Below are 24086 nucleotides of genomic sequence, written 5' to 3' on the forward strand. Positions count from 1 at the left end.
GAAGCTCCTCTAGCGACCCACCCGGGCCTGGACCGGAGACTTCTCGATGACCGTTCTGGACGTTGTCGTGTTTCCCTCCTCCGACTGCGACTGAAACGCCGGTGTACCCAAGGTCGAGCCGAGCGCGAGTACGGTCACCAGCGCCGTGCGGCCCATCACCGGGGCGGCCCGGCGCAGCAAGTCCGCGTAGCGCGAGCGCTGGCCGGCGGGGCGGACGTCGGTATCCGCTTGTTTGGTCATGGTTGGAAGACTGAGCACAGCGATGGTTGCGCCGATAAAACTGATGGGCAGCGCGAGGCTGCCAGGGAGGGACTGCGGGCTTCGCGCACGCGTTTTGTCGTCGGGCCGGACACGCTCATATGGAACCTCTCTCAGGGAGAGCACGCCGACCATGGTCGGATGCTGCTTGGGCTCTGTGACGGCGAATGCCGGTGCAGAGAAGGCGTCAATTCAACTGTGTGCGCGGCTGGCCAGGGGCGAACAGTGTCGCTGGTCTGTACATTAGCAAGCCTGTGTGCCACGGGATATACCCCTGTTATGGGTAGTATATCAAGTTGCTTTTACCGTTATATTGCGGGAGGTTAGGCGGCACACGGGACCTACGGTCTGGCCTGGGCTCCCGCGGATCATGAATAAGTGCAGACACTGGTTGGATAGGAGGGCGTGTCCGACCGGACGCACGGTTTACGGTTCGGGGGTACGAGTGAGACTGCTCTATGCGCTGCTCCTGAGCGGGATCATCCTCACCGTGGGCCTGTCTGTCCTGCTGCCCGATGCGACACTCGCCGCGGGCGGGCTCACTGTCGCTGCGGCAGCGGTCGGCCTGTCGCTGGTCAACCGCACCCAGCGCATCATTGCGGGGGTGCTGATCGGTGTGGGCATTGCATCCGTTGTGGTCGGTGTGGTGCTGGGCGGGCAGATCGTGGGCCGCGACCTGCTCCTAGTTAACCAGGACCTTACCGGCATGCTGGCCGCGGTCTCGTTTCTACGACTCATCACACCGACCCCGTCGATCACGCGAACCCGGCTGCACGGTCGCCTCGCCATCGTGCGCACCGCGCTGGCCACGCACGCGCTCGGCGCGGTCATCAACATCGGTGCGGTCGGTATCGTCGGTGATCACCTGCGCGGCCGGTTCGCCCTACGGCTCGCCGATGCGGCCCTGATCTCCCGTGCGTATTCGACCGCTGCGTACTGGTCGCCATTCTGGGCGGCCGCTGCGGCTGCGACCTCGCTGGTTCCCGGCGCCAACTCCCTCGTGGTGATGCTCGTGGGATTGGGCCTCGCGCTCGTCACCATCGGGTTAAGCGTCTGGGACATCTTTCATCTGTGGGGTCGCGAGCTGCCGGCGTATACCGGCTACACGCTGACCTGGGCGCTCTTTCGCGTGCCACTGGCCCTGGTCGCCCTTGTCGTCATCGCGCACCAGCTCGTTCCCGCGGTTCCGGTGCCGCGCATCGTGCTGCTCGCCAGCCTCGGCGTCACCCTGATCGGTCTGCTAATCATGAACGGTCGTGGCGCCCTGCACGCGCTCGCCCGGCATGCCCGTCACGACCTGCCGCAGCTGCGCGGCGAGGTCACCCTCTTCGCCTCCGCCGGGGTGCTCGCGGTCGGCCTGCGGATGCTGTTTCCCCTGTTCGACCTTCAGCTGCCGGTGACCGAGTTCACCGTTCCCGCTGCCTGGGCGATGATGTTCGCAATGATTTTGTGCGCGCTCATCGGGGTGCACCCGGTCGTGTCGATCGCGATCGTCGCCGCGATCGTGCAACCACTATCTCCCGACCCCACCCTGTTTGTGCTTGCCGCGTGCATCGGCTGGGGAGTCTCGACTGCGGTCGGCCCGCTCACCGGCCTGACGATGCTGCTCAGTGCGCGGTATGGCATAGACAGCATCGTTTTGACCCGCCGCAACCTGATCTACCTGGCCGCTGTGCTTGTGGCCTCATGGCCGGCGCTGCTTCTCTGCGCCGCACTGGTGTAGAAATGGGGCAGGAGCCCTGAGCCATTCGCGCTGCGCGGTAGCTACGCCAGTGTGCGGGAGTTCGGGTCTGGCCAGAACTCCAGCGCTGCGCGACGTGCGGGAGGTGCGCCAGTGCGCGGGAGTTCCGCCTCCCGCGCAGCGGCGCAGGTCGCGCGCAGCAGAAAAACGTACGCGGACGGGGCCGACCGCAGAGTTGGGCTAGACGGTTACCTCGACCGGCTCGTCACTGACGACGTAGTTCTGAATTTCGATGAGCAGCAGGTCGCCGGCTTCCTGGTCGGTCAGACCCTGGGCCAGAGCGAGTTCGGAGACGAGGATCTGGCGGGCCTTTTCGAGCATCCGCTTTTCGCCGGCGGAAACGCCCTTGTCCTGGTCGCGACGCCACAGGTCGCGCACGACCTCGCTGACCCGATAGACGCTGCCGCTGGCCATTTTCTCCTGATTGGCCTTGTAACGGCGTGACCAGTTGCCCGGTTCTTCCGTGAAGGCGTTCTGCAGAATTTCGTACACAGCGCTGACACCCGCGGCGTCAATGACGTCACGCACGCCGACGAGCTCAACGTTGTCAACGGGAAGCTGAATGGTCAGCGCGCTCGTGTGCACGTTGAGGGTCATGAACTGCTTCTCGACGCCCTTGATGTTACGGGTCGCGAGGGCCGTGATGGTGACCGCTCCGTGGTGGGGATAGACCAGGGTTTCGCCGATTTCGATCTTCATAGAATGCGCCTTCAGTTTTGTGTGGGTGATGCAACGCGAACAGGCGTTGCGCGTGAGGTAACAGGTTCGAGCAGCCAGCCCGGCAGCAGCGCCACGAGCTGGTCGACGAGTTCGTCGTCGGAGACATCGAGGTGACCGCGCATCCATGCACCGATCAGGGTGAGCGCGCCGCCGGCGACGTAAGTGGTGACCAGCTTGGCATTCACGGTGTCGTCAAAGACGAGCACCGACTGCAGCATGCGGGTGGCGTAGGCCTCGATGATCTGGTCGTGCGCGCTGCGGGTCAGCGGCAGCTCAAGCACGCTCGCATACAGGGGAAAGTTCTCAACCAGATGGGCGACGAGGCGGGCATAGCCGAGCCGTGAGGCATTCTCGCCGGTGCGCGGCCGCGGCAGGTCCAGCCCAGCCGAGCCGATATCGACGAACTGCGCCCGCAGCAGTTCGGCGGCAAGCACGTCAAGGCTCGCAAAGTGCGCATAGAACGAGCTGCGGCTAATGCCGGCCAGGCGCACGATCTCGGCCACCGAAACGGATGCCGCCGGCTGGGCGATCAGCGTGCGTATCGCCGTGAGAATGAGCTGTCTGGTGCGTTCAGCCCGGGGATCGTGTGTGATCTTCGACTCAAGCTGGACGTCTGACTGCACCTGACCCGCCTGCAGGCGGGGGTCAGTCAATGAAGTCATTCTGTAATAGTAACACTTTTCGGACACGTGTCCGAGATGATGTAACCTTTCACGGCTGACTCGCGGAAAGGGACGCCCTTGCGCGAGTCAGCCGCACTCCCCTAGCGCCCGCGGTACTCGTCGAGCAGCTGCGCGCAGCGGATGAAACCGAGGTGCGAGTACGCCTGCGGGTGGTTGCCGAGGTGCTTCTCGGTGGCGGGGTCGAATTCCTCCGACAGTAGCCCGGTCGGACCGAAGAGACTGACCAGCTGGTTGAACAGTGCCTCGGCCTCGTCGAGGCGACCGGTGAGCACGTAGGCCTCGATCAGCCACGTCGTGCAGATGTGAAAGCCACCCTCGAGCCCGGGCAGGCCGTCGTCGTAGCGGTAGCGGAACACCGTCGGGCCCACGCGAAGTTCGCGCTCTACCGCGCTCACGGTCAGCTGAAAGCGCTCGTCGGTCACGTCGAGCAGGCCCGACAAACCAATGTGCAGCACGGCGGCATCCAGGTCGGGGCTGTCGTAGGCGACGGTGTACGACTGGGCTTCCTCACTCCAACCTTCGCGCAATACCTCCTCGCGAATTGTGGCGGCGAGCTGCTCCCACCCCTGGCCCACGTCGCGCCCGTGCCGCACGGCGGTGCGGATGGCCCGGTCTACGGTCACCCAGCACATGGTCTTTGTGTAGGTGTGGTGCCGCGGCGAGCGCCGGGCCTCCCAAATGCCGTGGTCCGGTTCCTGCCAGCGACTCGTGACGGCGTCGACCATCTCAACGAGCAGGTGCCACTGAAAATCCGAGAGCGTTCCCTGCCGGGCGCTAAGCGTGTCGATCAGTTCGGCGACCGGCCCGAACACGTCGATCTGCACCTGGTTATCGGCGGCGTTTCCGATGCGCACCGGGCGTGATCCGGCGTAGCCGGGCAGCGACTCGAGGCTCGCCTCGGTCGACAGCGACGAGCCCGTGACCGAATAGAGCGGATGCAGCCACTGCGCGCCGGGACTGTCCGCCACGACCCCGGCCAACCAGCGCAGAAAGGACTCCGCCTCATCGGTGGACCCGAGATCGACGAGCGCCTTGACGGTCATCGACCCGTCGCGCAGCCAGCAATACCGGTAGTCCCAGTTGCGGGTGCCACCGATCCCTTCGGGCAGCGAGGTCGTCGAGGCAGCGAGCACCGCTCCGGTTGGTTCGTAGCAGAGGGCACGCAAGACGAGGGCTGACCGGCCAACGAGCGACGGCTTGACGCTCGGCATCGACAGCGCGTTCACCCAGGAGCGCGAGTCATTCATGACCGCGCCGCGCCTGGTGGCCTCGCCAGCAGCATCCGGAATGTACGGCTCGGTATCGCCGCAACGCAGGTTGAGCACGACCGCGCCCTGGGAGAGGTCGACGACCGCGGTGGCCGTCTCGTTGCGGCCGTCGCTGGTGACGGTGAAGTCGACACCCGCCGCCGAGAGCACGATCGGGTCGGGCGTACCGGTGATGGTGACCATGCCATCGGTCGCGTGCATATTGAAATAGGCGACGGCGTAGTCGGGCCGCGGTGCGAACACGATGCGGGCGCGCCCGGTGCCGGTGAGTTTGCGCACCAGGTTGGTAATGCCGAGCGGCGAGGGCTCGATGTAGTCGGTGACGGTGACGTCGGCCCAGCGGGTTTCAACGATCATCGTATTGTCGACATAACGCTGGCCGAGCACGCGACTCTTCTTGACCGGTTCGATCGAGAAGTGTCCGGCTTCTTCGCTGCCGAGGATACTCGCGAACAGCGAGCCGGAATCGGGCAACGGATGCGTCATCCAACAGATGCGCGCTTCCGGCGTCACGAGAGCCGTCGAGGTGCCGTCGCCGAGCATCGAGTGGCGTTCGATGGCCACGACGTGCTGGCCAAACAGCCAGTCTTTGCGCAGCTCGAACAGCAGGGCAAGGATCTGGGCGAGCTTTTCGGGGCCGCTGATGCGATGAGCAGCGACGGATTCGTCGTCGCCGATGCGAATGCCGAGGTCGGGGCCATGCAGGGTGTTCATGGCTATTTCGTCGCTGGCGGCATCGCCGGCGAAGAACGCGGCGCTGACGCCGAGTCGGGTGCGCAGCCGGTCGAGCGCGATGCCGGAATCTTGGGACTCGTTGGAGGGCTCGTGAGCGGCAAAGAATTCCGAGTCGAATTCAGCTCCGTTCGACCCGACCAGGTGCACCTCCCGGGGCAGCCGGGAATCCGCGGCCAGATCGCGGAGCGGGCGGCCCGACATGACGGCCGTGTGGGTGTTGGGCAGGGCGGCGAGGGCCCGCAGGGCGGTCGCAGACTCGGCCAGCAACACGGACGGCACGTCCGAGGCCACGTGATGGGACAGGGTGCCGCCGTAGTTGCAGGCCACTAACAGCGATGGGGTGCGGGCTAGCTGTTGCAGATCCTGCAGGATCTCGGTGGACAGGCCCGTCAATGTGGGTGGCAGGTTCTTGGAAAGATTCATGCGATGGGGCATATGGAGGTTCCTTGCAGAAGTGCGTCGACCGTCAAACCAGTGGCTAGACCTACGCGACGTTACCATTTGCAGAAGGCCGGTCTGCAGGCCACCCGCCTTCTGGTGGGGTGTTGTCAGAATCAGGCACCCCGACCCGGTATTGGCTCGCGGCACTCATTAGCGCTCGCGGCACGCCTGCAAGGGAGTGCTGCGAACTCGAAGGCGTGCCGCGACGACCGCGAGGCGAGAACCTGCCCGAAGGAACCCGTAGCCTGTTCTCATGAAGACGAGGCCTGACCCGAGCGAGCGGGTCGTCGCCATCGACATCGCCAGAGGCCTGGCGATCATCGGCATGTTCGTGGCGCATGCCATCCCGCGTGTGGGCGACGCCGAGCTGCTCGCCGACGGGCGTTCGTCGATTTTATTCGCGACCCTGGCCGGGGTGTCGTTGGGAATCATGACCGGGTCACAGCATCCGCTCGTGCGCGGCCAGCGCTCCGACCGGGTACGAGGCATCGTGGTACGCGCGCTAGTCTTGTTTCTGCTCGGCGTCGTGCTGGCCAGTTTGCACAGCGGCGTTGCGGTCATTCTGCACTTCTACGCCCTCATGTTTCTGCTGCTGATTCCGATGCTGTTTTTGCGCCGCTGGCTGCTGGCCCTGATCGGCGTCGTCTTCCTGTTCGGCGCTCCGTGGCTCGGAGCCGCTCAGGGTGAGGTGGATGCCGAGGCGCCGCCGGTCAGCTACTTCGTCGACTACTTCTTTCTGAACGGCACCTACCCCGTGCTCATCTGGATGCCGTTCCTGATCGCGGGTCTCATCATCGCGCGCTCCGATCTGCTCAGGGCGAAAACCCAGGTAGCCCTCGTCGGTGTCGGTACAACAGCGGCGGTCGCCGGCTACGGCGCAGCCATCGTGGTCCCCGGGGTCGATGCCGTGGCCCATTCCGGATCGATCGCCGAGGTGACGGGCTCCGGCGGGATCGCGGTCGCAGTCATTGGAGCTTTGCTCTGGCTCACCGCCGTTCAGCGGCGGTCTGTGGGGCGTGCCCTGCGCGTGATCTTCCCGCCGGTCGGGGCTACCGGCTCGATGGCACTGACCGTCTACACCGTGCAGATTCTCGCCCTGACCGTCATCGGAGGCGGCGCCGAAATCGACTATCCGGGCTGGCCGCTGCTGATCGGTATGCTGCTGCTCACCTTCATCGGCGCCAGCCTGTGGCGGTATTTTCTGGGCAAGGGTCCCCTTGAACGCCTGCTCTCCACGCTGGCCCGGGCGCCGCGCTCCAGCTAGCGGCCCGGCTGCGTGTGACACGGATGCCCTCCCTTCGCCCGACGTCAGTGCGCGGGTCAGCCCGACCAGCTGCAAAATATCAAAGTCTGCTTAGCGGATGCCGCCGAGGCGTTCCAGCGCCGCCCGCATGATCTGCGCCTCGGGTGTCGGGGCCACGTGGTGGTTCGTGTAGATGCCGACAAGCCACTCCAGAACCTCGTCTTCGCTCATGGCTACGGCGTTCCAGTCCACCCCCGGCTCGGCGGCCGTTCTCGGCTCGCCGGTGTCCAGGTCGAGCCAGGCGCGAGCGATCGGCGTGTCGGGGTCGTCATTGTTCATATTCCAGAGCAGGGCGATCGGGTGGTTATCCCCTTCGACATGCTCGTGGTCGACGCGCCCGGAGCCAAGCCACGGCAGTGTCAGCAGCTCGCCGATAACGCCGACTTCAATCAGTTCGAGCTGGGTCGGTTCAGTCTCGGGAACGTAGAGTGTGAACCCCTGCTCGAACCACTCGGCGGCCTCAAAGATCGAGTCAAGCAGGTCATCGAGGGCGTCGATTTCCTGCACCAGAATGAGCGCCCACTCGAGTAATTTTTCGGTCTGATCGTCCGGCCACGGGCTCTCGAACGGGTCGCTTGTGCCGTGGTAGTGAAAACTGGGGCCGGCCTCGTCGAGCAGCACGTGCAGCTGGCCGCTGTCGAAGTCGATCGACAGGTTGAGCGCTCCGCCTTCATCGTCGCGGTCGGCGAACAGGTCCGGGTGCGCCAGTTCCGCCGGCAGGGTGACGGCCGCGGCGAGCCGGGGGCCCAGATCGAGAACGACGCGAAACTGAATGGTCGGCAGGCGCAGGGTTTCATCCTGCTCGAAGTGCTGGTCTGACATATTCAAAGTTTATCGACCGCGGAATGGTCTTCCAGCAGCTTGCGCTCTGGACGCACATCCGTCGTCATAAAACATGCGTCAAACAGTACGGTGCTCGTTCGGTAACGCTCCGCTCAACGCTGATTGAGTCGAAGCCACGCGAGCCGTCGCACAGCAGCGGCAGGCGTGGCAGAATGCGCCCCATGAATATTGAGTTGTGGTGGCCCAAGCTGACACCGTCGACTCGCCAGTGGCTGATACAAAACAACGGCGATACCGTGCAGCCGGAGCTCGTGGGCGAAATTATGCGGGCCGGCGGTGAAGTTGCCACCGACAGCGAGGGCGAACAATCCGGCGTCTACCTGTCCGACGACGACATCGACTGGATTGAGACGGTCGCCAACGAGGAAGAGCCCACCTGACCCTCAGGAGCAGACCGATCCGAGCGGGCACGCATCACCGAGAGCAGTGCCAGCACGCGCGCAGTGTGCGGCTCGTATCTGGTAGCCCAAGTGCGCACCTCGCGGTCAACTGAATCGTTGATCGAGGTGGACAACAGCTTCATCGCCGATCACTTTGCCGATTGCTTTGCGTAAGGCTGCTTTGAGTGGAACCATGTGCGTTCCATCGCCCATCGGGAGCAGCGTCGCGTGAAACGACTGCCCGTCGATCGTGCCGGCAACTTTCACAGGTTTTCTGGTGCCGAAAAAAATTCCCGGCTCAGGCATGACAACGCAGGTCCAACCACTGTTGCGCTCGGTGGTGATTGTCGCCGTGAAGGTGACGTCGATATTTTGAGGGTAGTCCTCCTGGGCAGGCATGATTCCGTTTCTCATCTCTCTAGCGGGCCCGATTCCCTGGGTGGGCAGCTTTCACGAACGCCGCGAGCTCGGCCGCCATCGGCTCGGTCTCCCAGGTGTGGCGGGCCCCTGGCATTCGTTTTTGGATCGCTCCCGGGATTGCCGCGACGATCGAATCGGCGGCGACGAACATCTCAGGGAATGTCTCTTCGCCCAGCATCACCTGGACTGGAACTCGGATGTTCGCGAACAGCTCCGAGTGGGGTGCCGACTCTGTCCAGGCGAGCGACTCGCCATCGGGGCGCAAGCTCCCGACGTTTGCAACCAAGTCGGGGAACTCCGGAGACTTTCGCCATGATTCCAGGAACTCCGGTGGGATGTCTTTCATATAGTGCACGAGGGCACCTTCCAGATCTCCCTCTTTGATCAGGCGGTCCACTATGCCAGCCCATTCCCGGGCTCCGCCATCCTGTGGTCCAAGTGGCGCTTCCCACAGTGCAAGTCCATTGACGGGCATTCCTTGCGCAGCCGCGGCCAAGGCGATAGAGCATCCGGAGGAGTGTCCACAAAGCACGGCGGTCCCTCCGACGACGTCGAGAAGAGCGGCGATAGCGAAAAGCTCACGCTCGAGATCGATCGTCTTATCGACTGGACTCTCACCGCGACCCAGCCGGTCGTAGACGACCGTCGAGATCCCCTGGCGCGCCGCCGATTCGGCGGTTGCGGTGGTCCACGGGTCGATAGCCCGATACGGGCCGGCTCCGGCAATGAAAATCAGCGCAGGGCCAGACCCTCGATGGTCGAAAGCTACTCGGTCGCCGCGAGAGGTGGTAACGAATTCACTCACTTCTGGAACTCCTCCAAGATTGGTCTAACCGTACAGTTCTGCACATCTTGACAGTCGACCAGGCGGGAGTCACCTAAAGCCACCGATCTCGGTCGTGTTTCTGGCACTGACCTAGGGTGGACGTATGGACGCCGACATCAACTTTTACTTCGACCCGGTCTGCCCCTTCGCCTGGATGACCAGCAAGTGGGTGCGACAGGTGCAAAAGCGGCGCGACTACACCGTGGACTGGCGGTTCATCTCCTTGCGCTTGATCAATGCCAACGTCGACTACGACGCGCACTTCCCTCCCGAGTACGAAGCTGGCCATACCGCCGGGCTCCGGCTTTTGCGGGTAGCCGCCCGGGCGCGAGCGGAGCACGGCCGCGAGGCAGTGGCGCCGCTGTACGCTGCATTCGGGACCCACATCTTCGACACCGCCCCGGACGACTATCGAACCGAGGGCGAGGTGCGTGAACTCCGCGGGACGCGCAAGTTCGTGGAGCCGATCCTCGCCGAGGCTGGCTTGCCGCTCGAGCTGGCCGAAGCTCTCGACGACGAGTCCTGGGACATCGAGATCCAGCAGGAGACAGACGAGGCGCTCTCACTGACGGGAAAAGACGTGGGCACGCCCATCATCCACTTCGAGCCGCCCGCCGGTGTGGCCTTCTTCGGGCCGGTGATCAGCCGGTTGCCACACGAAGACTCGGCGGTCGAGTTGTGGGACCACGTAGTCGCCCTGGCACGCTTCCCGGGTTTTGCCGAGCTCAAACGCAGCCTGCGCGAGCAGCCACAGCTGGCCGCGTTCGGAATCGACGTGGACGCGGTCGGAAAGCAGGAGGACTGGCATGGCGGCAGTCGACGGCAGAAGAAGTGACTACCTCCGTTAGGGTAAACGCATGAGTGAGACAGGCATCCTCAGCCACCAAGAGTCCGTTATCGTCGCGGCGTCGGCCGCGTTTCTCTACGACCTGCTCTCCGACATCACCCGCACCGGTGAGTGGAGCCCGGTCTGTACGTCATGCTGGTGGGACGACGAGGCCGAGGCCGGCCGGGTCGGTGCCTGGTTTACCGGGCACAACGAGCTCCCACACCGGACCTGGGAAACCCGGTCTGAGGTGGTGACGGCAGAGCGCGGTCGCGAGTTTGCCTGGGTGGTGGGCGGCAGCTTCGTGCGCTGGGGCTTCAGCTTCGACGCCGCAGAGACCGGGACGAGGCTCACAGAGTCTTGGGATTTCCTGCCGGACGGGATCGCCATGTTCGAGGAGAAATTCGGCGAAGACGCGCACGCTCAGATCACCGACCGTACCCAGCAAGCCCTCGACGGCATCCCGAAAACCCTCACCGCGATCAAGCGGCTCGCCGAGGTCGCCATCGACTCAGGGGCGCAGGCACACGCCTGACCTGGTCGTTCATCCCCGGTCAGGTGGGGTGTGCTGCCAGCACAGGTTCTGAAGATGACGGTGTAGGTCAGGACGGCACCACGAGGCAATCTCCGTGTCTAGGGTGGGTCTATGAGCCATTCGATAGTGCCGAGCACCACGTATCTGCAGAAGCTTCAGGCCGAAACGGCCCGCAGGGTACTGACCTCTGAGTCGGTGCCGTCGCCGTTCTCCGGGGCCCCGGAGGAACTCGCAACCGCCGTTGAAGCCCAAGTGGAGGCACTCGCCCGGGACCTGAACGACGTCGTTCACACCCTGCACGCCGACCCGGAGATCGCCTTCGCCGAGCGTCGAAGCGCCGCCTATCTGGTGGAGCTGCTCGGTCGCCATGGGATAGCCGCGCAGCTCGGCGTTCACGGACTCGACACCGCGATCCGCGCCGAGATCGGCTCGGACGACGGCCCGGCCATCGCAATTCTCAGCGAGTACGACGCCTTGCCCGACGTTGGGCACGGTTGCGGGCACAACGTGATTGCCGCCACCGGAGTCGGCGCTTTCCTCGCGCTGGCCAACACGCGCAAAGAGAACCCCGACGCATTCAGCGGCCGGGTGGTTTTGCTCGGCACTCCCGCCGAGGAAGGCTTCTCCGGCAAAGAAGTGATGGCCAGGCACGGTGCCTTCGATGGCGTCGACGCCGCGATTATGGTGCACCCCTACGGGTACGACCTCGCCGACCAGGTGTGGCTTGGCCGCCGCGTACTCACCGTAACGTTTACGGGCGTCGCGGCGCACGCATCCGCTCAACCCTTTATGGGTCGTAACGCCCTCGATGCTGCAACCCTGGCGTACCAGGCCGTTGGACTGCTGCGCCAACAGCTACCGCCGGTTGACCGCGTGCACGCTGTCATCAGCGAGGGGGGAATGCGTCCGAGCATCATTCCCGAGCGCGCAGTACTCAAGCTTTATGCCCGTTCGAAATTCGCGGACACGCTCAAAGACCTCAGCGCGCGACTGGACGACATCGCGCGCGGCGCGGCCTTGATGACGGGAACGAGTGTTGAGATCGACTGGGACGAGCACGCCCCCTCACTGCCCGTGCGCACGAACAGCGCGCTCACCGGTCGCTGGGTCGCCGCCCAGCAGCGCCGTGGGCGCCAGCCGCTCCCGCTTGGCGTGGTCTCAGAAACCATCGCAGCGTCCACCGACTTCGGCAACGTAAGCCATCGCATCCCAGGCATCCACCCCCTGATCAAAATTGCGGCGCCCGACGTTGCCCTGCACACCCGCGAATTCGCGGCAGCCGCCGCAACGGATGCCGCAGAAGCGGGCGCCCTCGACGGTGCCTGCGGTCTCGCCTTGACCGCCCTGGATTTTCTCTGCGACGCCGAATTGCGCCGCAGCGTGGCGAATGAGTTCGCGGAGCAGGGCGGCGCCATCGATGTGCCGCACTTCTTCGACTGACTTGCAAAACTTCGGTCACCACGATCGCTTCATTCCATCCGACGCAAGGTAGTCCCCATGTCTTCAGCACAGACCCTCACTCGGCGCACCGTCGTGATCGATCGTGTCCTCGGCGGAATCGAACGCGTCGGCAACAAGCTGCCTGACCCTTTCATGCTCTTCCTCCTGCTGTTCGCAATCACGGCGGTGGCGTCGACTGCTATGGCCTGGGCCAACGTCACGGTGCAGTTGCCCGGGACCGACGAGACCACCGTGATCAAGGGCTTCTTCACGGCCGAGGGACTCACCTGGTTCACCCAAAACATTGGGGTCAACTACCTGGGCTTCCCGCCGCTGGCGACAGTGCTACCCATCCTGCTCGCGGTCGGTGTGGCCGAGAAGTCCGGCCTGCTCGCCGCGCTGATTCGTAAGGCTTTCGGCTCGGCGCCGCGCTGGTCACTGCCTTACGCCGTGGCCTTCGTGGGGGTTGTGGGGTCGATCATGTCGGATGCCGCATTCGTGGTCATCCCGCCGCTTGCCGCCCTGGTATTCAAGGCCGCCGGCCGGCATCCGGTCGCCGGGCTGCTCGGCGGGTTTGCCGCCGTGGGTGCCGGCTACTCGACCTCGCTGTTCGTGACAAGTCTCGACGCCCTTTTCGCCGGGATCACCACGTCGGTCACACAGAACCTACCCAACGCCGGTTCCGTTGTGACCCCGGTATCGAACTACTTCTTCAATGTGGTCTCCGCGCTCGTACTCATCGCCCTGGCCGGCTTCATCATCGACAAAATCCTGGAACCGCGTCTGGGCCGGCAGGGAATCGCGCGCGAGGAAATCATCGACGACGGCGACGTGTCGGGTGCCGCAGTGATGCACACACGGCTCACGGACACCGAGAATCGCGGCCTGTTCTGGGCGTTCGTGGCCGGCGTCGTCGTCGCCGGAGTGATCCTCGTCGGCCTGCTCCTGCCGGACTCCCCCTGGCGAAACGAAGACGGCGGGTTCTTGCCGCGCTCGCCCCTGTTGAGTTCGATCGTGTTCATCGTTTTCGCCACATTCGTGATTCCGGGGCTGGTGTACGGCAAGATCACCGGAACCATCGCCAAGGGCAGCGACGTACCGCGCGTCATGGGGCACGCTATCAAGGACATGAGCGGATTCCTCGTGCTCGCGTTCATCCTCGGCCAGTTCGTCGCCCTGTTCAATTTCTCCGGAATCGGAAGCTGGCTGGCCGTTGCAGGAGCCGGGGGCCTGGAGTCTATCGGCCTCACCGGATTTTCGGCCGTCATTGCCTTCGTATTGCTCGCCTCTCTGCTGAACCTTTTCATCATTTCCGGTTCGGCCATGTGGACGTTGATGGCCGCCGTGTTCGTGCCGCTGTTCGTGTTGCTCGGCTATGAACCCGCGTTCATCCAGGGTGCTTTCCGGGTCGGGGATTCGGCCACCCAGGTACTCACCCCCCTTAATCCATACATGATCGTGCTCCTGACGATGCTGCGCAAATACGAGCCACAAGCGGGGCTCGGCACCGTCATCGCCCGCATGCTTCCGTTCGCTGTCACGTTCTGGCTTGCCTGGGTAGCAGTGCTGAGCGTCTTCTTCTTTTTCGACCTGCCGATGGGCCCGGGCAACGGCATCATGATCCCGCAGTAGTAACCATGTAAGACCCAAGGAATACCCGGCGCCGGAGCCTCCTTGAGTGCAGTGCAAACCGAAAGGATTTCTATGACTTCCACCCAGCCCACGATCTACGCCCTGCACGAGAACCCTGAATGGTTCCCGCCGTTTGCCCGGGCCTTTGAATCAGAGGGTATGGAGGTGAAGGAATGGCTGCTCACCGACGGCGTTCTCGACCTGGACTCGGTACCACCGGAGGGAATTTTTTGGTCGCGCATCAGCGCATCCGCTCACACCCGTGACCATGGAAAGTCGAAGGACTACGCGCGCGCCGTATTGGCCTGGCTCGAGGCTCACGGCCGCCGCACGGTGAACGGCCGGCGCGTGCTCGAGCTCGAGATGAGCAAGGTCGAGCAGCTGGTCGCGCTCAAGGCCGCTGGCATCGACACCCCGCGCACGGTGGCTGCGGTGGGCCGCGAGCAAATCCTCGCCGCCGCACGCGATTTTCCCACCCCGTTCATGACCAAGCACAATCAGGGCGGCAAGGGTCTGGGCGTGCGCAAGTTTACGAGCCACGAAGAGCTCGCCGAGTACGTAGCCTCTGACGAGTTCGAGGAGCCGCAAGATGGCATCACCCTGATTCAGGAATACATCCAGGCTGCGGAACCGTTCATCACCCGGGCCGAGATCGTGGGGGGCGAGTTCATCTACGCCGTCAAGGCCGACACCGCGCGCGGCGGCTTCCAACTGTGCCCGGCGGATGCCTGCGCCATCGACCCGATCACCCGCGAGCTGATCATGCCTCCCGGCGCCACCATCGCACCCGTAGCCGGTCAGCAGTTATTCAGCTTGCGCGAAGACTTCGACCACTCGATTATCGAAAAATACCTCGAGTTCGCGCGCCGCAACGGGTTGGAAGTGTGCGGCATCGAGTTCATCGAAGCCGAAGACGGCCGAGTGCTCACCTACGACGTGAACACCAACACGAATTACAACGCGGTTGTTGAGGCTGAAGCCCCTCGCTCGGCTCCACGTGCCTTGGCTCGGTACCTCAAAAGGCTCGCGGCCTGAATTACTGGGCAACGGCTTTAGGGGACCAGCTTACGAAACGGATATCGGGGAGAGTGGGTCACTCACCGCAGCACGTCGGCGGTTGCGGTTCTGGAAGTGATGGCGGCGCAAATTGAACCCAGAACGATAATGATCCCGGCTATCTGCATTGGAGCGAGGTCCTCTTCGGCGATTATCCAGCCGAGGAGGATGGCCACGACGGGGCTGAGTAAGCCAAGGAAAGCCGTGGTGCTCGCGGCAAGCCGTGCGATTCCACGAAACCACATGACGTACGCGAACGCGGTGCCGATGACCGAGAGGTAGGCGTATCCAATGATGTTCGGCGGTGTCAGTGGCACTACGGGAAGGCCCTCGATTACGATCATAAGGATCAGGAGGGAGAGGCCGCCTGCGATGAGCTGCCATGCGGTGGTCGTTAGTGGGGACTCGGGCTGCCCCCACTTTTTGGTGAGCACGATCCCGGATGCCATAGAGAGTGTTCCGCCGATAGCGGCCATGAGCCCAATGGCGTCGAGGCGGGCTTGGGCCTGGAGCACAATGAGGCACACGCCGAATAAGCCGGTAGCGCCGGCGACGACGACCCGGCCTGTCAATCGCTCGTGCAGGACACGGCTGGCCAGAAGCGCGATGATGAGCGGCTGAATCCCGCCCATGATTGCGGCCACACCACCGGGGAGCCGATAGGCCGCGATGAAGAGCAACGCAAAGAACGCTCCGATGTTGAGGATGCCCAGGACCCAGGATTTCCACCACCAGGCGCCGCGTGGCAACCTTCGGCAGAGCATGAGCAAAAGGATTCCCGCAGGAAGTGCGCGCAACGTAGCCGCCAGCAGCGGCCGATCCTCCGGCAGCAGCATGGTGGTTGTCAGATATGTCGTGCCCCAAATCGCCGGGGCCAAAGCTGTCGTCACCAACAAGAAAGTTCGATTGCTAAGCACTTAGTCATTATACCTAAGCACTTAGCAATTGATAGTATGGCTCTATGCCGGACCAAGTCGATCGAATCATCGAACAGTGGAATACAGAAAAGCCCAAGCTTGATGTCTCACCCATGGCCGTCATTGGTCGATTAAGTCGCACCGCCCTCGCCGTGGAATCGCGACTTGCCAAAACGTTCGCCGAGCACGGTTTGGATGCTGCCTCCTTCGACGTGCTCGCAACACTTCTGAGAAGCGGCGCCCCCTATCGGATCACTCCGCTGAAGTTGGCTCGTGAGGCCATGATTTCAACGAGCGCAGTGGCCCAGCGACTGAACAAGCTGGAGAGCCGCGGGTTTGTCGTGCGTGGCGCAAACCCCGACGACGGTCGCGGCACACTCGTCGCGCTCACCGATCGTGGAAGGGATCTTATCGAGACGGCATTGCCAGATCACCTCGAAACCGAGCGCGCCATCACGGCCGCGCTCAGCAGCGGGGAGCAGGCAGCTCTCGCGGAGCTCCTTCAACGACTCAGCACCGCCGCCAGTGATTGCTGATGCCCCTATCCGCATATGCATCCTACGACCAGCGCGTCGAGAACTGTCGATCGAATGATTAGGGAGCCCAATCGCTGAGCGGATACCGCGCGCGGTAATTCGGTTAGGCAAAGCTCTCTGGCGCGTTCGGCCCTTGACTTGGTGAGGGCAAGCCTGGTCCGGTGTGCCCTGCCCCTAGGCTGTGATTGGGGAGCGCGAGCATCCGTTCTTGAAGATTTTCTACGGGCCAGAGTACGGAGCGAGTGATGGAATACATCGGAAGTCGCGTCATCAACGCATCGAGGGCGACGATTGCAAACATTCTCGCCGATATTCGCCGCCTGCCGGAGTGGAATCCCGCGATTCTTTCTGTCACAGCGATCGACCCCCGTGTGCTGGTTGGCAAGCCGTACTCGATTCGAGCCAAACTACCTGGTTCCCCCACGATCATCTACGAACAGGTGTCCACGGATTACGTTGTCTGGCACCTGGACGGATTACAGGCGCATGAAACAGGCGCTTGGAAACTCGTTTCGCTTGCCGACCAAAAGACAGAGGTTACCCACACCATCACTCACAGCGGAGCCATCTTTCGCATGCTTGCCGGCGCCTTTCGGACTGTGCCAGGTCTGAGGCTCGATCGTTTGCAGCGCCGAGCAGAATTCGGTCAGGAGCGCGCAGGCCGCGAGAATTGAACGATCATCCCGAAGTCGCTGGTTGATTGCTTCACCGGCCTTGATGAGAACACGCACATTATGCACGTAAGTGAATTCGGCCCCTCAGACGGCCCTCCAGTGCTTCTTTTACACGGTGGCGGTGTAGCAGGGTGGATGTGGAACTCGCTACGAAAGAGCCTCGAATCGAGGTACACGGTACTCGGGCCCGATCTTCCTGGCCATGGCCAAAGTGCCGATAAGCCGTATCGATCACATACCGAAACGGTGGACGCTCTCAGCCAGGTGCTGGTGCGTCGCGCCTTGATGCGTGACTCCGTCGTGGACGTTCACACGGCCCTGCCTGGCAGCGAGATAGAAATTATCGATGGCCGTGGCCATGGAATCCCGCTGGAATGCCAAACTGGTTCAACGGTCGCGTTGCCGATTGGCTCGCACTGCGGAACCGCCTAAATGCAGACACTTGAAGACGTGGCGGCCAGTAAAGGCTCCCCGAATGGGACGACGGTAGGCGCCGGCCGTGGCGTGGGGCAACGAGTCTCCGCCTGATCGTCTTGGTACCGCTTGGTTGCGTCACCTCTCGAACGTGTCATCGCCGGGATCGTTCCGCTACGACAGGTTCCGGGTGTGATGGCGGATCAAGGTTTTTCAATGGTTGGCGCGCACCGCGCTCAACGTCTACTCGGGGCTGGCCGCGCAATATCACCTGCACGATCCGCTGGAACGAGCGCTCCTGCCGCAGGGTGAATTCGACGTCTCCCTGACCATCAATGACGCCATGTTCGCGGTTAATGGAGCGCTGGGTTTTGATGACAACGACCGCTCCGGGCTGTGGGGCGACGTGATTCTGGTCAACGGGAGGCCGTGGCCGGTCATGAAAGTCAAAAAGCGCATCTACCGGTTCCGGGTCATGAACTCCTGCATTTCCCGTTCGCTGCGGCCCAGCCTGAGTACGGGCGATCCTGTCACCATCGTCGCCACCGACGGCGGCCTTATGCCGGTATCGCAGTCAGTGGCGAGCTGGCGGCATAGCCCCGCCGAGCGCTACGAAATTCTGATCGATTTCCGCAAATACACACCCGGCCAGCGGTCCTTCCGAATAAACCGCAAGAACGGTTTGTGGACCGTGAACGGCGGCACGTGGGAGCAAGTCGTTGCCAGCGAGTTCCGTGATGTGTTGGCGAATCCGAACCTGAACGCGGTTGAGATTTGGGAATTTGCCCACAATGCTGGCGGCTGGTTTCACCCCATGCACTTCCATCTGATCGACTTCAAAATCCTCAGCCGAAGCGGCCGAGCTCCTTTCTCGTACGAAAAGGGGCCCAAAGACGTTGTCTACGTGGGCGAGAACGAAAGCGTGAAGCTCCTGATGCAGTTCGGTCCGCACCGAGGCCGGTACATGATTCACTGTCACAACACCGTGCACGAGGACCACGACATGATGGTGCAATTTCGTGTCGGACCCGAGGACGCCAGCGATAGGATCACCAACAATCCGATCACGGCAGCACGCGCCGAATGGGACACAAGCCGAGCCTGACCGTGACAGAAGACGGGCATACGCGACACATGGGCTACCGTGGTTCGACCGAGACGCGCGGTCGAACCACGGCCGTCATCATATTCCTGGTCCTCGTTCTTGGGCTGCGTATATGGGTTGTTGAACCGCTCACTGTCTCGTCCACCAGCATGGAACCCACAGGCCTGAGCGGAAGCACCATATTCCTACTCAAAACCTCGCCGCCACCGGATACATTCACAGCCGGTCAACTCGTGGTCTTTCAAAGCCCGGAAGATGGTCACACCACGCTCAAACGCGTCATCGCCGTCGGAGGCCAACACGTCTCCATCGAGGATGCCATCCTCTACGTCGATAACGTCCGAATCGATGAACCCTTCGTGGATCACAGCCGTATCGACGGGACCTATTTTGGCCCGGTGACCGTCCCCGAGGGTCACGTCTTCGTGCTCGGCGATAACCGCGCCCTATCCATCGACTCGCGCGAATTCGGTGCCGTACCGCTAAAAAACTTCACCGCAACCCTCCTGTGGCTCCAAAACTAGGCATCGTTGCGGTCGCGCTCTTTGTCTGTGGGGTAGTTTTCGCCCGGCCTGGGTGACACCCCGTAGTCATTGCCGGGAGCGGTTTTCGTCTAGGTGTGATCGGCACCATTTTCTTGACCCGAATAATGGACGCGCACGGGGAATAACAGAAATAGGTCACCGCGCATTTGAACCGTCGCTGACACCCTATAAACCGCTCTATAGACGGTGGTGGCCCCGGCTTAGGCCAATGTTGTGTCTTGTTCTGGCTTCTGTCTAACCAGCCTGCGGCCAGACGACGCACGAAACGGGCTCTCACCGCTGACGCGGGGAGAGCCCGTTCCGGTGTCACCTCGTGGTCGTTACCCCGCGGTCACGGTCACCGGACCCACGACGCCACCCAGAGTGGAATCGAGCCAGACCGTGCCAGGGTTGCTGACTCCAGTCCTGAGCCGGTAGGTAAACACTCCACCGGTCTGCGGCGCCGCCGCTGCGGTGATTGGCGCTCGTCCAATGACAGGACCCGTCGGTCCATCACGATGGATCGTCACGGTGCCGCCGACCGACGAACTGATACCGTCGATTCTAAAGTCGCGCGCCTTCCACCTCGCCCCGGTGACACTGATCTGGCTGGCGATCGGCGTGATTCGCACCTCATCGGTGCGCACGGCAGAACCCGAAGTAACAGTCAGTCGGAAGGTCAGCGGATTATTTGTCATCGGTGTCGCGAAGAGCGGCAAGGCGAACGTTGGCTTGACCGTCGTTGGCCCTGAAAGGGTGACGCGGTCGGGATCCGTTGGCCCATTGAGCACCTGCTCCCACAGATAGGTCGTTTCCGTGCTGGTCGAGCGGCTCCCATCGAGCACCACCGTGGTTGCGGTGACTGCCCGAGTGATCGCCTGATCGGCTCCCGCGTTAGCGACGAGAGCGCCGAGTGTTTGGACCGGGTCGGACTTCGCCGATGCGATGCTGGCGCCGTTAGCATTGCTCGCAGTGACCGTAAACTGATAGGCCGTATCTGGAGTCAGACCGTCGAAGACGAGTGTCGTCACATCTCCCGCAGTGGTGCGTGCGGGGCCCGCCGCAGCTCCATCAGCGGTGTACGCCTGCACGGAATAGCCTGTCACCGTGAGTTCCGGTGCCCCAGGGTTTGCAGCAGCCCAGTTCAGCGTCACGCTTCCCGTGCCGGCGAGCGGTGGCGAGGAGAAGGTTGGCGTGGAGGGGAGAGGATCATTCGTGACGGTCAACACCACCTGGCCCTGGGTCGAGATGTTGCCGGATGGGTCGACCGCGGCAAAGTTCACGGTCGTCGTTGCGGCAATGTTGACGGGCTGCGTGTAGAGCACAGCGACCGCGGACAAAGTGCCGCCGGATAGAAAAATATCCGACCCATCGGTCGTGTAATACAGCTCAGCTGCCGCCTCATTGGAGCTCAGGGTGAGCTGTTGGGCGGTGCGGAATGACCCGCTCTGGGGGGAGGCCGTAACCAGGGGCGCCACGATGTCGGTAACCGGGATGGCATGCACGGCGGGGAAGGTTTCGCCCGCGCTACTTACTGAGACGAGAAAAACGTCATACGTCTCGGCTGGATTAAGCCCCGAAATCGTAGTGGCCTTCGCCATAGGGGAGTCGATGCGCTTGCCAAATTCCGCGCGCTCTCCGTTGACGACCGTTTGCGCCACCGCGTGAACCCGGTAGCCGGTGATCGCCGGGGTGCCGGGGATCGCTTGTGCTGGCGTCCACGTGATCTTGAGGGAATCTGCCACCGTGGCGGCGACCACATCGGTCGCTCCGGCGGGTCCTGATTGCAACGGACCGTTCGGGCATCCGCCCATTCCAGGACCGCCCAATTCGCCAAACTCGGCGATGGTGAGGCCTTGGCGGTTAGCTGCGGCATCTTCGAGCTGCCAGGACATCGCGCGCACACCGCTTCCGGCGGCAGCAGCAATGCTGGCAGCATCCCGGCTGTCGAACACGTAGGTGGCCGTGAAAGTGTTAGGGCCCGCAATGCCGAACGCGAGCGATGAGCTGTAGCCCACGTTGGCTGTAAGCGGTCCAGGCACAGCGCGCACGTCCCGACGGCCGATAGCTGTGTTCTTGAACGCTGGTTCGACGATTCGCTGCTCTACCTGAGCTTGATTTGCACCGTCGCCAATGAAACCGTTGATGGTGACAGTGACGCCGTCGGCGGCAAGCACCGGCGTTGCTGTCACATATACGTCTTGGGTTGTGGTGTCACCGGCTGCAGTTGCACCGAACTTCATCGACACGAGATCTCCGGACCGGATGTCGGGGGTAACTTTCAGGGTTGTGCCGGCGCCCCAGCAGACCCCGCCCGGGTGGTTGATCTCAAACGCGACATCGCCCGCGCCCACAACCGACTCCGCTGAGCCAATCACACCTACCCCGGGACGCGTCACCTCCACGGTTGCGACCTGGCCAATGTGTTCCTGGTAACCCTCGATGGTGATGAAGTCGCGGTCAGGGAAGACGACGATGTTGTTGGGAAAGGTCGGGACAGCCGCCGAAGCGGCCGGTACAGCGATGATGAACGGTGCAATCAGCACTGCTGCTGAGACTCCAAACACGGTCGCGCGCCTTACGGAAGAAATCCTGTTTCCAGGACCCGCCGCAGATGGGCTGGTTTTCACGGTCATCCACTCCTTCATAAAAGTGCGTGAATAATTCACGCATAATTGCACTTTCGTCCCGGGGCCTTGGAAAAACCATGTCCCTCCAGCCGCGACATTGGTGATCAGGAGTGGCGCCTTGTGTTGTCCAACATCGGAGTCGATAGAGGCTTCTGACTACGGGAAAAATGGAAAGTCACCTAGAACGGTCAAACTCACCACCTCGAATCCAGCGGATAAATCGATTCTGCAACCCGATCATTCGATACTCATCCGCGGATTGTATTCCCGTAGTCCGTCCCGGACTGCTCCAACGCCTTACGTACTCCGATCGCCTCCTGTCAGAGATGTCCTGACAGGTAACAGGCAAAACGAAACCCCCTACACCCCAGTGAATCACTGGGGTGTAGGGGGTTTCGTGGCGGTACCGTTGGGATTTGAAACCTAAAGCGCCCCCAATCAGAAAGCGGAACAGGCCTCAAATCCGCGTGATTACGCGGCTTTTCAATCACTTGAATTACCTTGAAACCGTGGCAATTTCGTTCACATGTTGCCAAAATGTTGCCACGGGTCCCAACGTCGAGCCGCTTCGTGCGGCCGGGACATCATGAAAATACTCAGTCACCAGCCGGCCTTGGCAGCGTAGAAGAAACCACTAATTCCGCTGTCCAAAATCCCCGCGGCAGCCCAGCCCGGGCAAGGGCGTATCGGGCCTCGCCTTTGTTCAAGTCTGCGGTGACGGTGCGGCGGAGTTCGGGGTTCTGTAGCCAACCGACCGTCATGCCGGGCATATTGACGTTCTTGGTGGTGGCCAGCCATAGTTGCCAGATGAGTTCTCTTTCGCCTGCACGCGGCCGTCTTGTTATCGACGCCTGCTTTCGACTCTGATGGGCCTCCTGCCAGACACGGAGCCTGTGGATCCGTTCTATCAAGCGGGCGCCACCGACTTTATAGGCGAACATGGTGACGTCATCCGTGTGCGCACGATGTCGGGACCTGCCGCGTTGGAGTCCGCCGCAACGTGCGAGCTTGTGATCTATCAGTCCACGCGCGTGTCTGATGGGGCGCCGATAGGTGTTTCGGGAATCATTGCAATGCCCCGGGGGAACCCGCCAGCGGGTGGTTGGCCAGTCGTCAGTTGGTCGCACGGGACCGTCGGTGTCGCAGATCGCGGTGCTCCCTCGCTGGACTCGGAAGAGCTAGCCGACATTGGTGACCCGACCGATCCGCCCCTGACCGTTCACCGCAAGATCAATGCGGCCCCTCACGGGCTGTTGAACGAGTTCCTCAACCGGGGCTGGGCCGTCGTTATGACCGACTATGAGGGGCTAGGCACTTGCGGCCCGCACCCTTACCTCTTCGGGACCTCGGAAGCGCGTGGAGTGCTGGACATCGTCCGAGCAGCTCGTGCCCTTTACAATCGCGACAGTGCCACTGGACAGGAAACAATTTCTCGACGTTTCGTGATCGTCGGTCACTCGCAAGACGGGCAGGCTGCGTTGTTCGCCGCGCACCTCGCCCCGACCTGGACCGCGGAGCTCGCCCTTCTCGCTGTCGCCGCGATCGCGCCGGCGTCTGCGCAAGAGCGCCTTCTCCTACTGTCTCTGTTGCCGGCCGCGCCCGAGTTGGCGTTCTTGCCGCTCGCCATTGCCGGCGCCCTTGCGAGTGACCCTGGCCTGGCTACTGAGCTGGAACAACAAGTTTTCACGCCACTCGGACTCCAGCTCTTCAAAGACACAATTGACGTGCAAACCCGAGTCGAGTTGAGCGAGCCCGATTCCTGGGGGGCGTTACCGGGGCGCAAATACTTCCGCATTCTCTCCCACAAACCGCGGCTGACAGCCGCACTGAGACGGATGCACCCAGATCTGGAAATTCAGGTACCCATCCGGATATCCCAAGCTGTCAACGATCGTCGAGTGTCAGCGGCTGCAACCAAAAGACTGTGGAAGCAGCTCAAGCGAAGAAACCAAACCGTCACGGTCGAGTGGGTCGGCTACGACAAAGTTGAGCCAGCGGTCCCGACCAGTCTTGGTGATCACTTCGGAATTCTGACCAGCGATATCGTGCCGCTCGCCGATTGGCTGGAACGTAAATTTGCCACCGTTATTTGAACGGATGGAATGACCCATTCGCTCGGTTTACGCGCTACCCTTAGCGCAGGCTCTGGGAGTTCCCTAGTCGCGATTTTATAGGGAAC

23 protein-coding genes are annotated in these 24086 nt (G+C 62.6%); 14 read left to right on the forward strand and 9 right to left on the reverse strand.

All coding sequences use genetic code 11. The annotated features are described in order from the left end of the window. Window positions 1–9 precede the first annotated feature (9 nt). Complete coding sequence (locus tag E3T51_RS10220; RefSeq protein WP_166806433.1) at window positions 10–384, reverse strand: hypothetical protein; 375 nt, start codon at window positions 382–384, stop codon at window positions 10–12. 319 nt (window positions 385–703) lie between these two features. On the opposite strand from E3T51_RS10220, the gene E3T51_RS10225 reads away from it, so the two are divergent. Continuing rightward, window positions 704–1981: a hypothetical protein gene (locus tag E3T51_RS10225; protein ID WP_134529730.1), complete on the forward strand. Its 1278-nt coding sequence runs from the start codon at window positions 704–706 to the stop codon at window positions 1979–1981. Window positions 1982–2179: 198 nt separating this feature from the next. Here the strand turns inward: E3T51_RS10225 and E3T51_RS10230 are convergent, their stop codons facing one another. The 3 genes from E3T51_RS10230 to E3T51_RS10240 all read right to left on the reverse strand — a co-directional run bounded on the left by E3T51_RS10230 (window position 2180) and on the right by E3T51_RS10240 (window position 5840). Further along, entirely contained in the window at window positions 2180–2698 is a 519-nt protein-coding gene (locus tag E3T51_RS10230; RefSeq protein WP_104193480.1) for a CarD family transcriptional regulator, read from the reverse strand. 11 nt (window positions 2699–2709) lie between these two features. Continuing rightward, window positions 2710–3381 carry a TetR/AcrR family transcriptional regulator gene (locus E3T51_RS10235; protein WP_134529731.1) on the reverse strand — a complete coding sequence of 224 codons (672 nt, stop codon included), beginning with the start codon at window positions 3379–3381 and terminating at the stop codon, window positions 2710–2712. 101 nt (window positions 3382–3482) lie between these two features. After that, window positions 3483–5840 carry a trehalase-like domain-containing protein gene (locus E3T51_RS10240; RefSeq protein ID WP_134529732.1) on the reverse strand — a complete coding sequence of 786 codons (2358 nt, stop codon included), beginning with the start codon at window positions 5838–5840 and terminating at the stop codon, window positions 3483–3485. A 259-nt stretch (window positions 5841–6099) separates the two neighbouring features. Here E3T51_RS10240 and E3T51_RS10245 point away from each other — a divergent pair, with 259 nt between their 5' ends. Then, the gene (locus E3T51_RS10245) at window positions 6100–7110 is read left to right on the forward strand and encodes a heparan-alpha-glucosaminide N-acetyltransferase domain-containing protein (RefSeq protein ID WP_134529733.1); all 1011 of its coding nucleotides are present in this window, start codon (window positions 6100–6102) and stop codon (window positions 7108–7110) included. 90 nt (window positions 7111–7200) lie between these two features. Here E3T51_RS10245 and E3T51_RS10250 read toward each other — a convergent pair whose 3' ends face one another. Then, on the reverse strand, window positions 7201–7971 hold the full coding sequence (locus E3T51_RS10250) for a hypothetical protein (protein ID WP_134529734.1): 771 nt from the start codon (window positions 7969–7971) through the stop codon (window positions 7201–7203). Window positions 7972–8153: 182 nt separating this feature from the next. On the opposite strand from E3T51_RS10250, the gene E3T51_RS10255 reads away from it, so the two are divergent. Then, window positions 8154–8372, forward strand: coding sequence for a hypothetical protein (locus E3T51_RS10255; RefSeq protein ID WP_134529735.1), 219 nt, complete (start codon window positions 8154–8156; stop codon window positions 8370–8372). A gap of 105 nt (window positions 8373–8477) precedes the next feature. Here E3T51_RS10255 and E3T51_RS10260 read toward each other — a convergent pair whose 3' ends face one another. Beyond that, window positions 8478–8771, reverse strand: a complete 294-nt coding sequence (locus tag E3T51_RS10260) for a DUF1905 domain-containing protein (RefSeq protein WP_198417856.1) — start codon at window positions 8769–8771, stop codon at window positions 8478–8480. Between the two features lie 19 nt (window positions 8772–8790). Then, on the reverse strand, window positions 8791–9597 hold the full coding sequence (locus tag E3T51_RS10265; RefSeq protein WP_134529737.1) for an alpha/beta fold hydrolase: 807 nt from the start codon (window positions 9595–9597) through the stop codon (window positions 8791–8793). Window positions 9598–9721: 124 nt separating this feature from the next. Here E3T51_RS10265 and E3T51_RS10270 point away from each other — a divergent pair, with 124 nt between their 5' ends. The 5 genes from E3T51_RS10270 to E3T51_RS10290 all read left to right on the forward strand — a co-directional run bounded on the left by E3T51_RS10270 (window position 9722) and on the right by E3T51_RS10290 (window position 15086). Then, complete coding sequence (locus E3T51_RS10270) at window positions 9722–10453, forward strand: mycothiol-dependent nitroreductase Rv2466c family protein (RefSeq protein ID WP_134529738.1); 732 nt, start codon at window positions 9722–9724, stop codon at window positions 10451–10453. A 22-nt stretch (window positions 10454–10475) separates the two neighbouring features. Continuing rightward, window positions 10476–10979, forward strand: a complete 504-nt coding sequence (locus E3T51_RS10275) for an SRPBCC family protein (RefSeq protein WP_134529739.1) — start codon at window positions 10476–10478, stop codon at window positions 10977–10979. Window positions 10980–11090: 111 nt separating this feature from the next. Then, entirely contained in the window at window positions 11091–12419 is a 1329-nt protein-coding gene (locus tag E3T51_RS10280) for a M20 family metallopeptidase (RefSeq protein ID WP_134529740.1), read from the forward strand. 57 nt (window positions 12420–12476) lie between these two features. Continuing rightward, window positions 12477–14051, forward strand: coding sequence for an AbgT family transporter (locus tag E3T51_RS10285; protein ID WP_134529741.1), 1575 nt, complete (start codon window positions 12477–12479; stop codon window positions 14049–14051). Between the two features lie 72 nt (window positions 14052–14123). After that, window positions 14124–15086, forward strand: a complete 963-nt coding sequence (locus tag E3T51_RS10290) for an ATP-grasp domain-containing protein (protein WP_134529742.1) — start codon at window positions 14124–14126, stop codon at window positions 15084–15086. Window positions 15087–15148: 62 nt separating this feature from the next. On the opposite strand, the gene E3T51_RS10295 is transcribed toward E3T51_RS10290, so the two are convergent. Further along, complete coding sequence (locus E3T51_RS10295; RefSeq protein WP_134529743.1) at window positions 15149–16024, reverse strand: EamA family transporter; 876 nt, start codon at window positions 16022–16024, stop codon at window positions 15149–15151. Between the two features lie 44 nt (window positions 16025–16068). On the opposite strand from E3T51_RS10295, the gene E3T51_RS10300 reads away from it, so the two are divergent. The 5 genes from E3T51_RS10300 to lepB all read left to right on the forward strand — a co-directional run bounded on the left by E3T51_RS10300 (window position 16069) and on the right by lepB (window position 19277). Continuing rightward, on the forward strand, window positions 16069–16560 hold the full coding sequence (locus tag E3T51_RS10300) for a MarR family winged helix-turn-helix transcriptional regulator (RefSeq protein ID WP_134529744.1): 492 nt from the start codon (window positions 16069–16071) through the stop codon (window positions 16558–16560). Window positions 16561–16805: 245 nt separating this feature from the next. After that, window positions 16806–17234: an SRPBCC family protein gene (locus E3T51_RS10305; protein WP_134529745.1), complete on the forward strand. Its 429-nt coding sequence runs from the start codon at window positions 16806–16808 to the stop codon at window positions 17232–17234. 60 nt (window positions 17235–17294) lie between these two features. Beyond that, window positions 17295–17666 carry an alpha/beta fold hydrolase gene (locus E3T51_RS10310; RefSeq protein WP_134529746.1) on the forward strand — a complete coding sequence of 124 codons (372 nt, stop codon included), beginning with the start codon at window positions 17295–17297 and terminating at the stop codon, window positions 17664–17666. A gap of 202 nt (window positions 17667–17868) precedes the next feature. After that, entirely contained in the window at window positions 17869–18753 is an 885-nt protein-coding gene (locus E3T51_RS10315; protein WP_338145156.1) for a multicopper oxidase family protein, read from the forward strand. 29 nt (window positions 18754–18782) lie between these two features. Further along, window positions 18783–19277, forward strand: coding sequence for a signal peptidase I (lepB, locus tag E3T51_RS10320; RefSeq protein WP_166806442.1), 495 nt, complete (start codon window positions 18783–18785; stop codon window positions 19275–19277). A 341-nt stretch (window positions 19278–19618) separates the two neighbouring features. Here the strand turns inward: lepB and E3T51_RS10325 are convergent, their stop codons facing one another. After that, complete coding sequence (locus E3T51_RS10325) at window positions 19619–21844, reverse strand: fibronectin type III domain-containing protein (protein ID WP_241989262.1); 2226 nt, start codon at window positions 21842–21844, stop codon at window positions 19619–19621. 1136 nt (window positions 21845–22980) lie between these two features. On the opposite strand from E3T51_RS10325, the gene E3T51_RS10330 reads away from it, so the two are divergent. Further along, a complete protein-coding gene (locus tag E3T51_RS10330) occupies window positions 22981–24000 on the forward strand; it encodes a lipase family protein (protein ID WP_166806434.1) in 1020 nt (339 codons plus the stop codon). Window positions 24001–24086 lie beyond the last annotated feature (86 nt).

Source organism: Cryobacterium serini (assembly GCF_004404025.1).
Classification (GTDB): domain Bacteria; phylum Actinomycetota; class Actinomycetes; order Actinomycetales; family Microbacteriaceae; genus Cryobacterium; species Cryobacterium serini.

Coding starts and splice junctions, on each gene's coding strand:
- E3T51_RS10230 (WP_104193480.1), bottom strand. CDS start 2,698: ATGAAGATCGAAATCGGCGAAACCCTGGTCTATCCCCACCACGGAGCG.
- E3T51_RS10275 (WP_134529739.1), top strand. CDS start 10,476: ATGAGTGAGACAGGCATCCTCAGCCACCAAGAGTCCGTTATCGTCGCG.
- E3T51_RS10255 (WP_134529735.1), top strand. CDS start 8,154: ATGAATATTGAGTTGTGGTGGCCCAAGCTGACACCGTCGACTCGCCAG.
- lepB (WP_166806442.1), top strand. CDS start 18,783: ATGGGCTACCGTGGTTCGACCGAGACGCGCGGTCGAACCACGGCCGTC.
- E3T51_RS10240 (WP_134529732.1), bottom strand. CDS start 5,840: ATGCCCCATCGCATGAATCTTTCCAAGAACCTGCCACCCACATTGACG.
- E3T51_RS10235 (WP_134529731.1), bottom strand. CDS start 3,381: ATGACTTCATTGACTGACCCCCGCCTGCAGGCGGGTCAGGTGCAGTCA.
- E3T51_RS10310 (WP_134529746.1), top strand. CDS start 17,295: ATGCACGTAAGTGAATTCGGCCCCTCAGACGGCCCTCCAGTGCTTCTT.
- E3T51_RS10285 (WP_134529741.1), top strand. CDS start 12,477: ATGTCTTCAGCACAGACCCTCACTCGGCGCACCGTCGTGATCGATCGT.
- E3T51_RS10280 (WP_134529740.1), top strand. CDS start 11,091: ATGAGCCATTCGATAGTGCCGAGCACCACGTATCTGCAGAAGCTTCAG.
- E3T51_RS10250 (WP_134529734.1), bottom strand. CDS start 7,971: ATGTCAGACCAGCACTTCGAGCAGGATGAAACCCTGCGCCTGCCGACC.
- E3T51_RS10270 (WP_134529738.1), top strand. CDS start 9,722: ATGGACGCCGACATCAACTTTTACTTCGACCCGGTCTGCCCCTTCGCC.
- E3T51_RS10260 (WP_198417856.1), bottom strand. CDS start 8,771: ATGCCTGCCCAGGAGGACTACCCTCAAAATATCGACGTCACCTTCACG.
- E3T51_RS10305 (WP_134529745.1), top strand. CDS start 16,806: ATGGAATACATCGGAAGTCGCGTCATCAACGCATCGAGGGCGACGATT.
- E3T51_RS10300 (WP_134529744.1), top strand. CDS start 16,069: ATGCCGGACCAAGTCGATCGAATCATCGAACAGTGGAATACAGAAAAG.
- E3T51_RS10290 (WP_134529742.1), top strand. CDS start 14,124: ATGACTTCCACCCAGCCCACGATCTACGCCCTGCACGAGAACCCTGAA.
- E3T51_RS10245 (WP_134529733.1), top strand. CDS start 6,100: ATGAAGACGAGGCCTGACCCGAGCGAGCGGGTCGTCGCCATCGACATC.
- E3T51_RS10330 (WP_166806434.1), top strand. CDS start 22,981: ATGCCCCGGGGGAACCCGCCAGCGGGTGGTTGGCCAGTCGTCAGTTGG.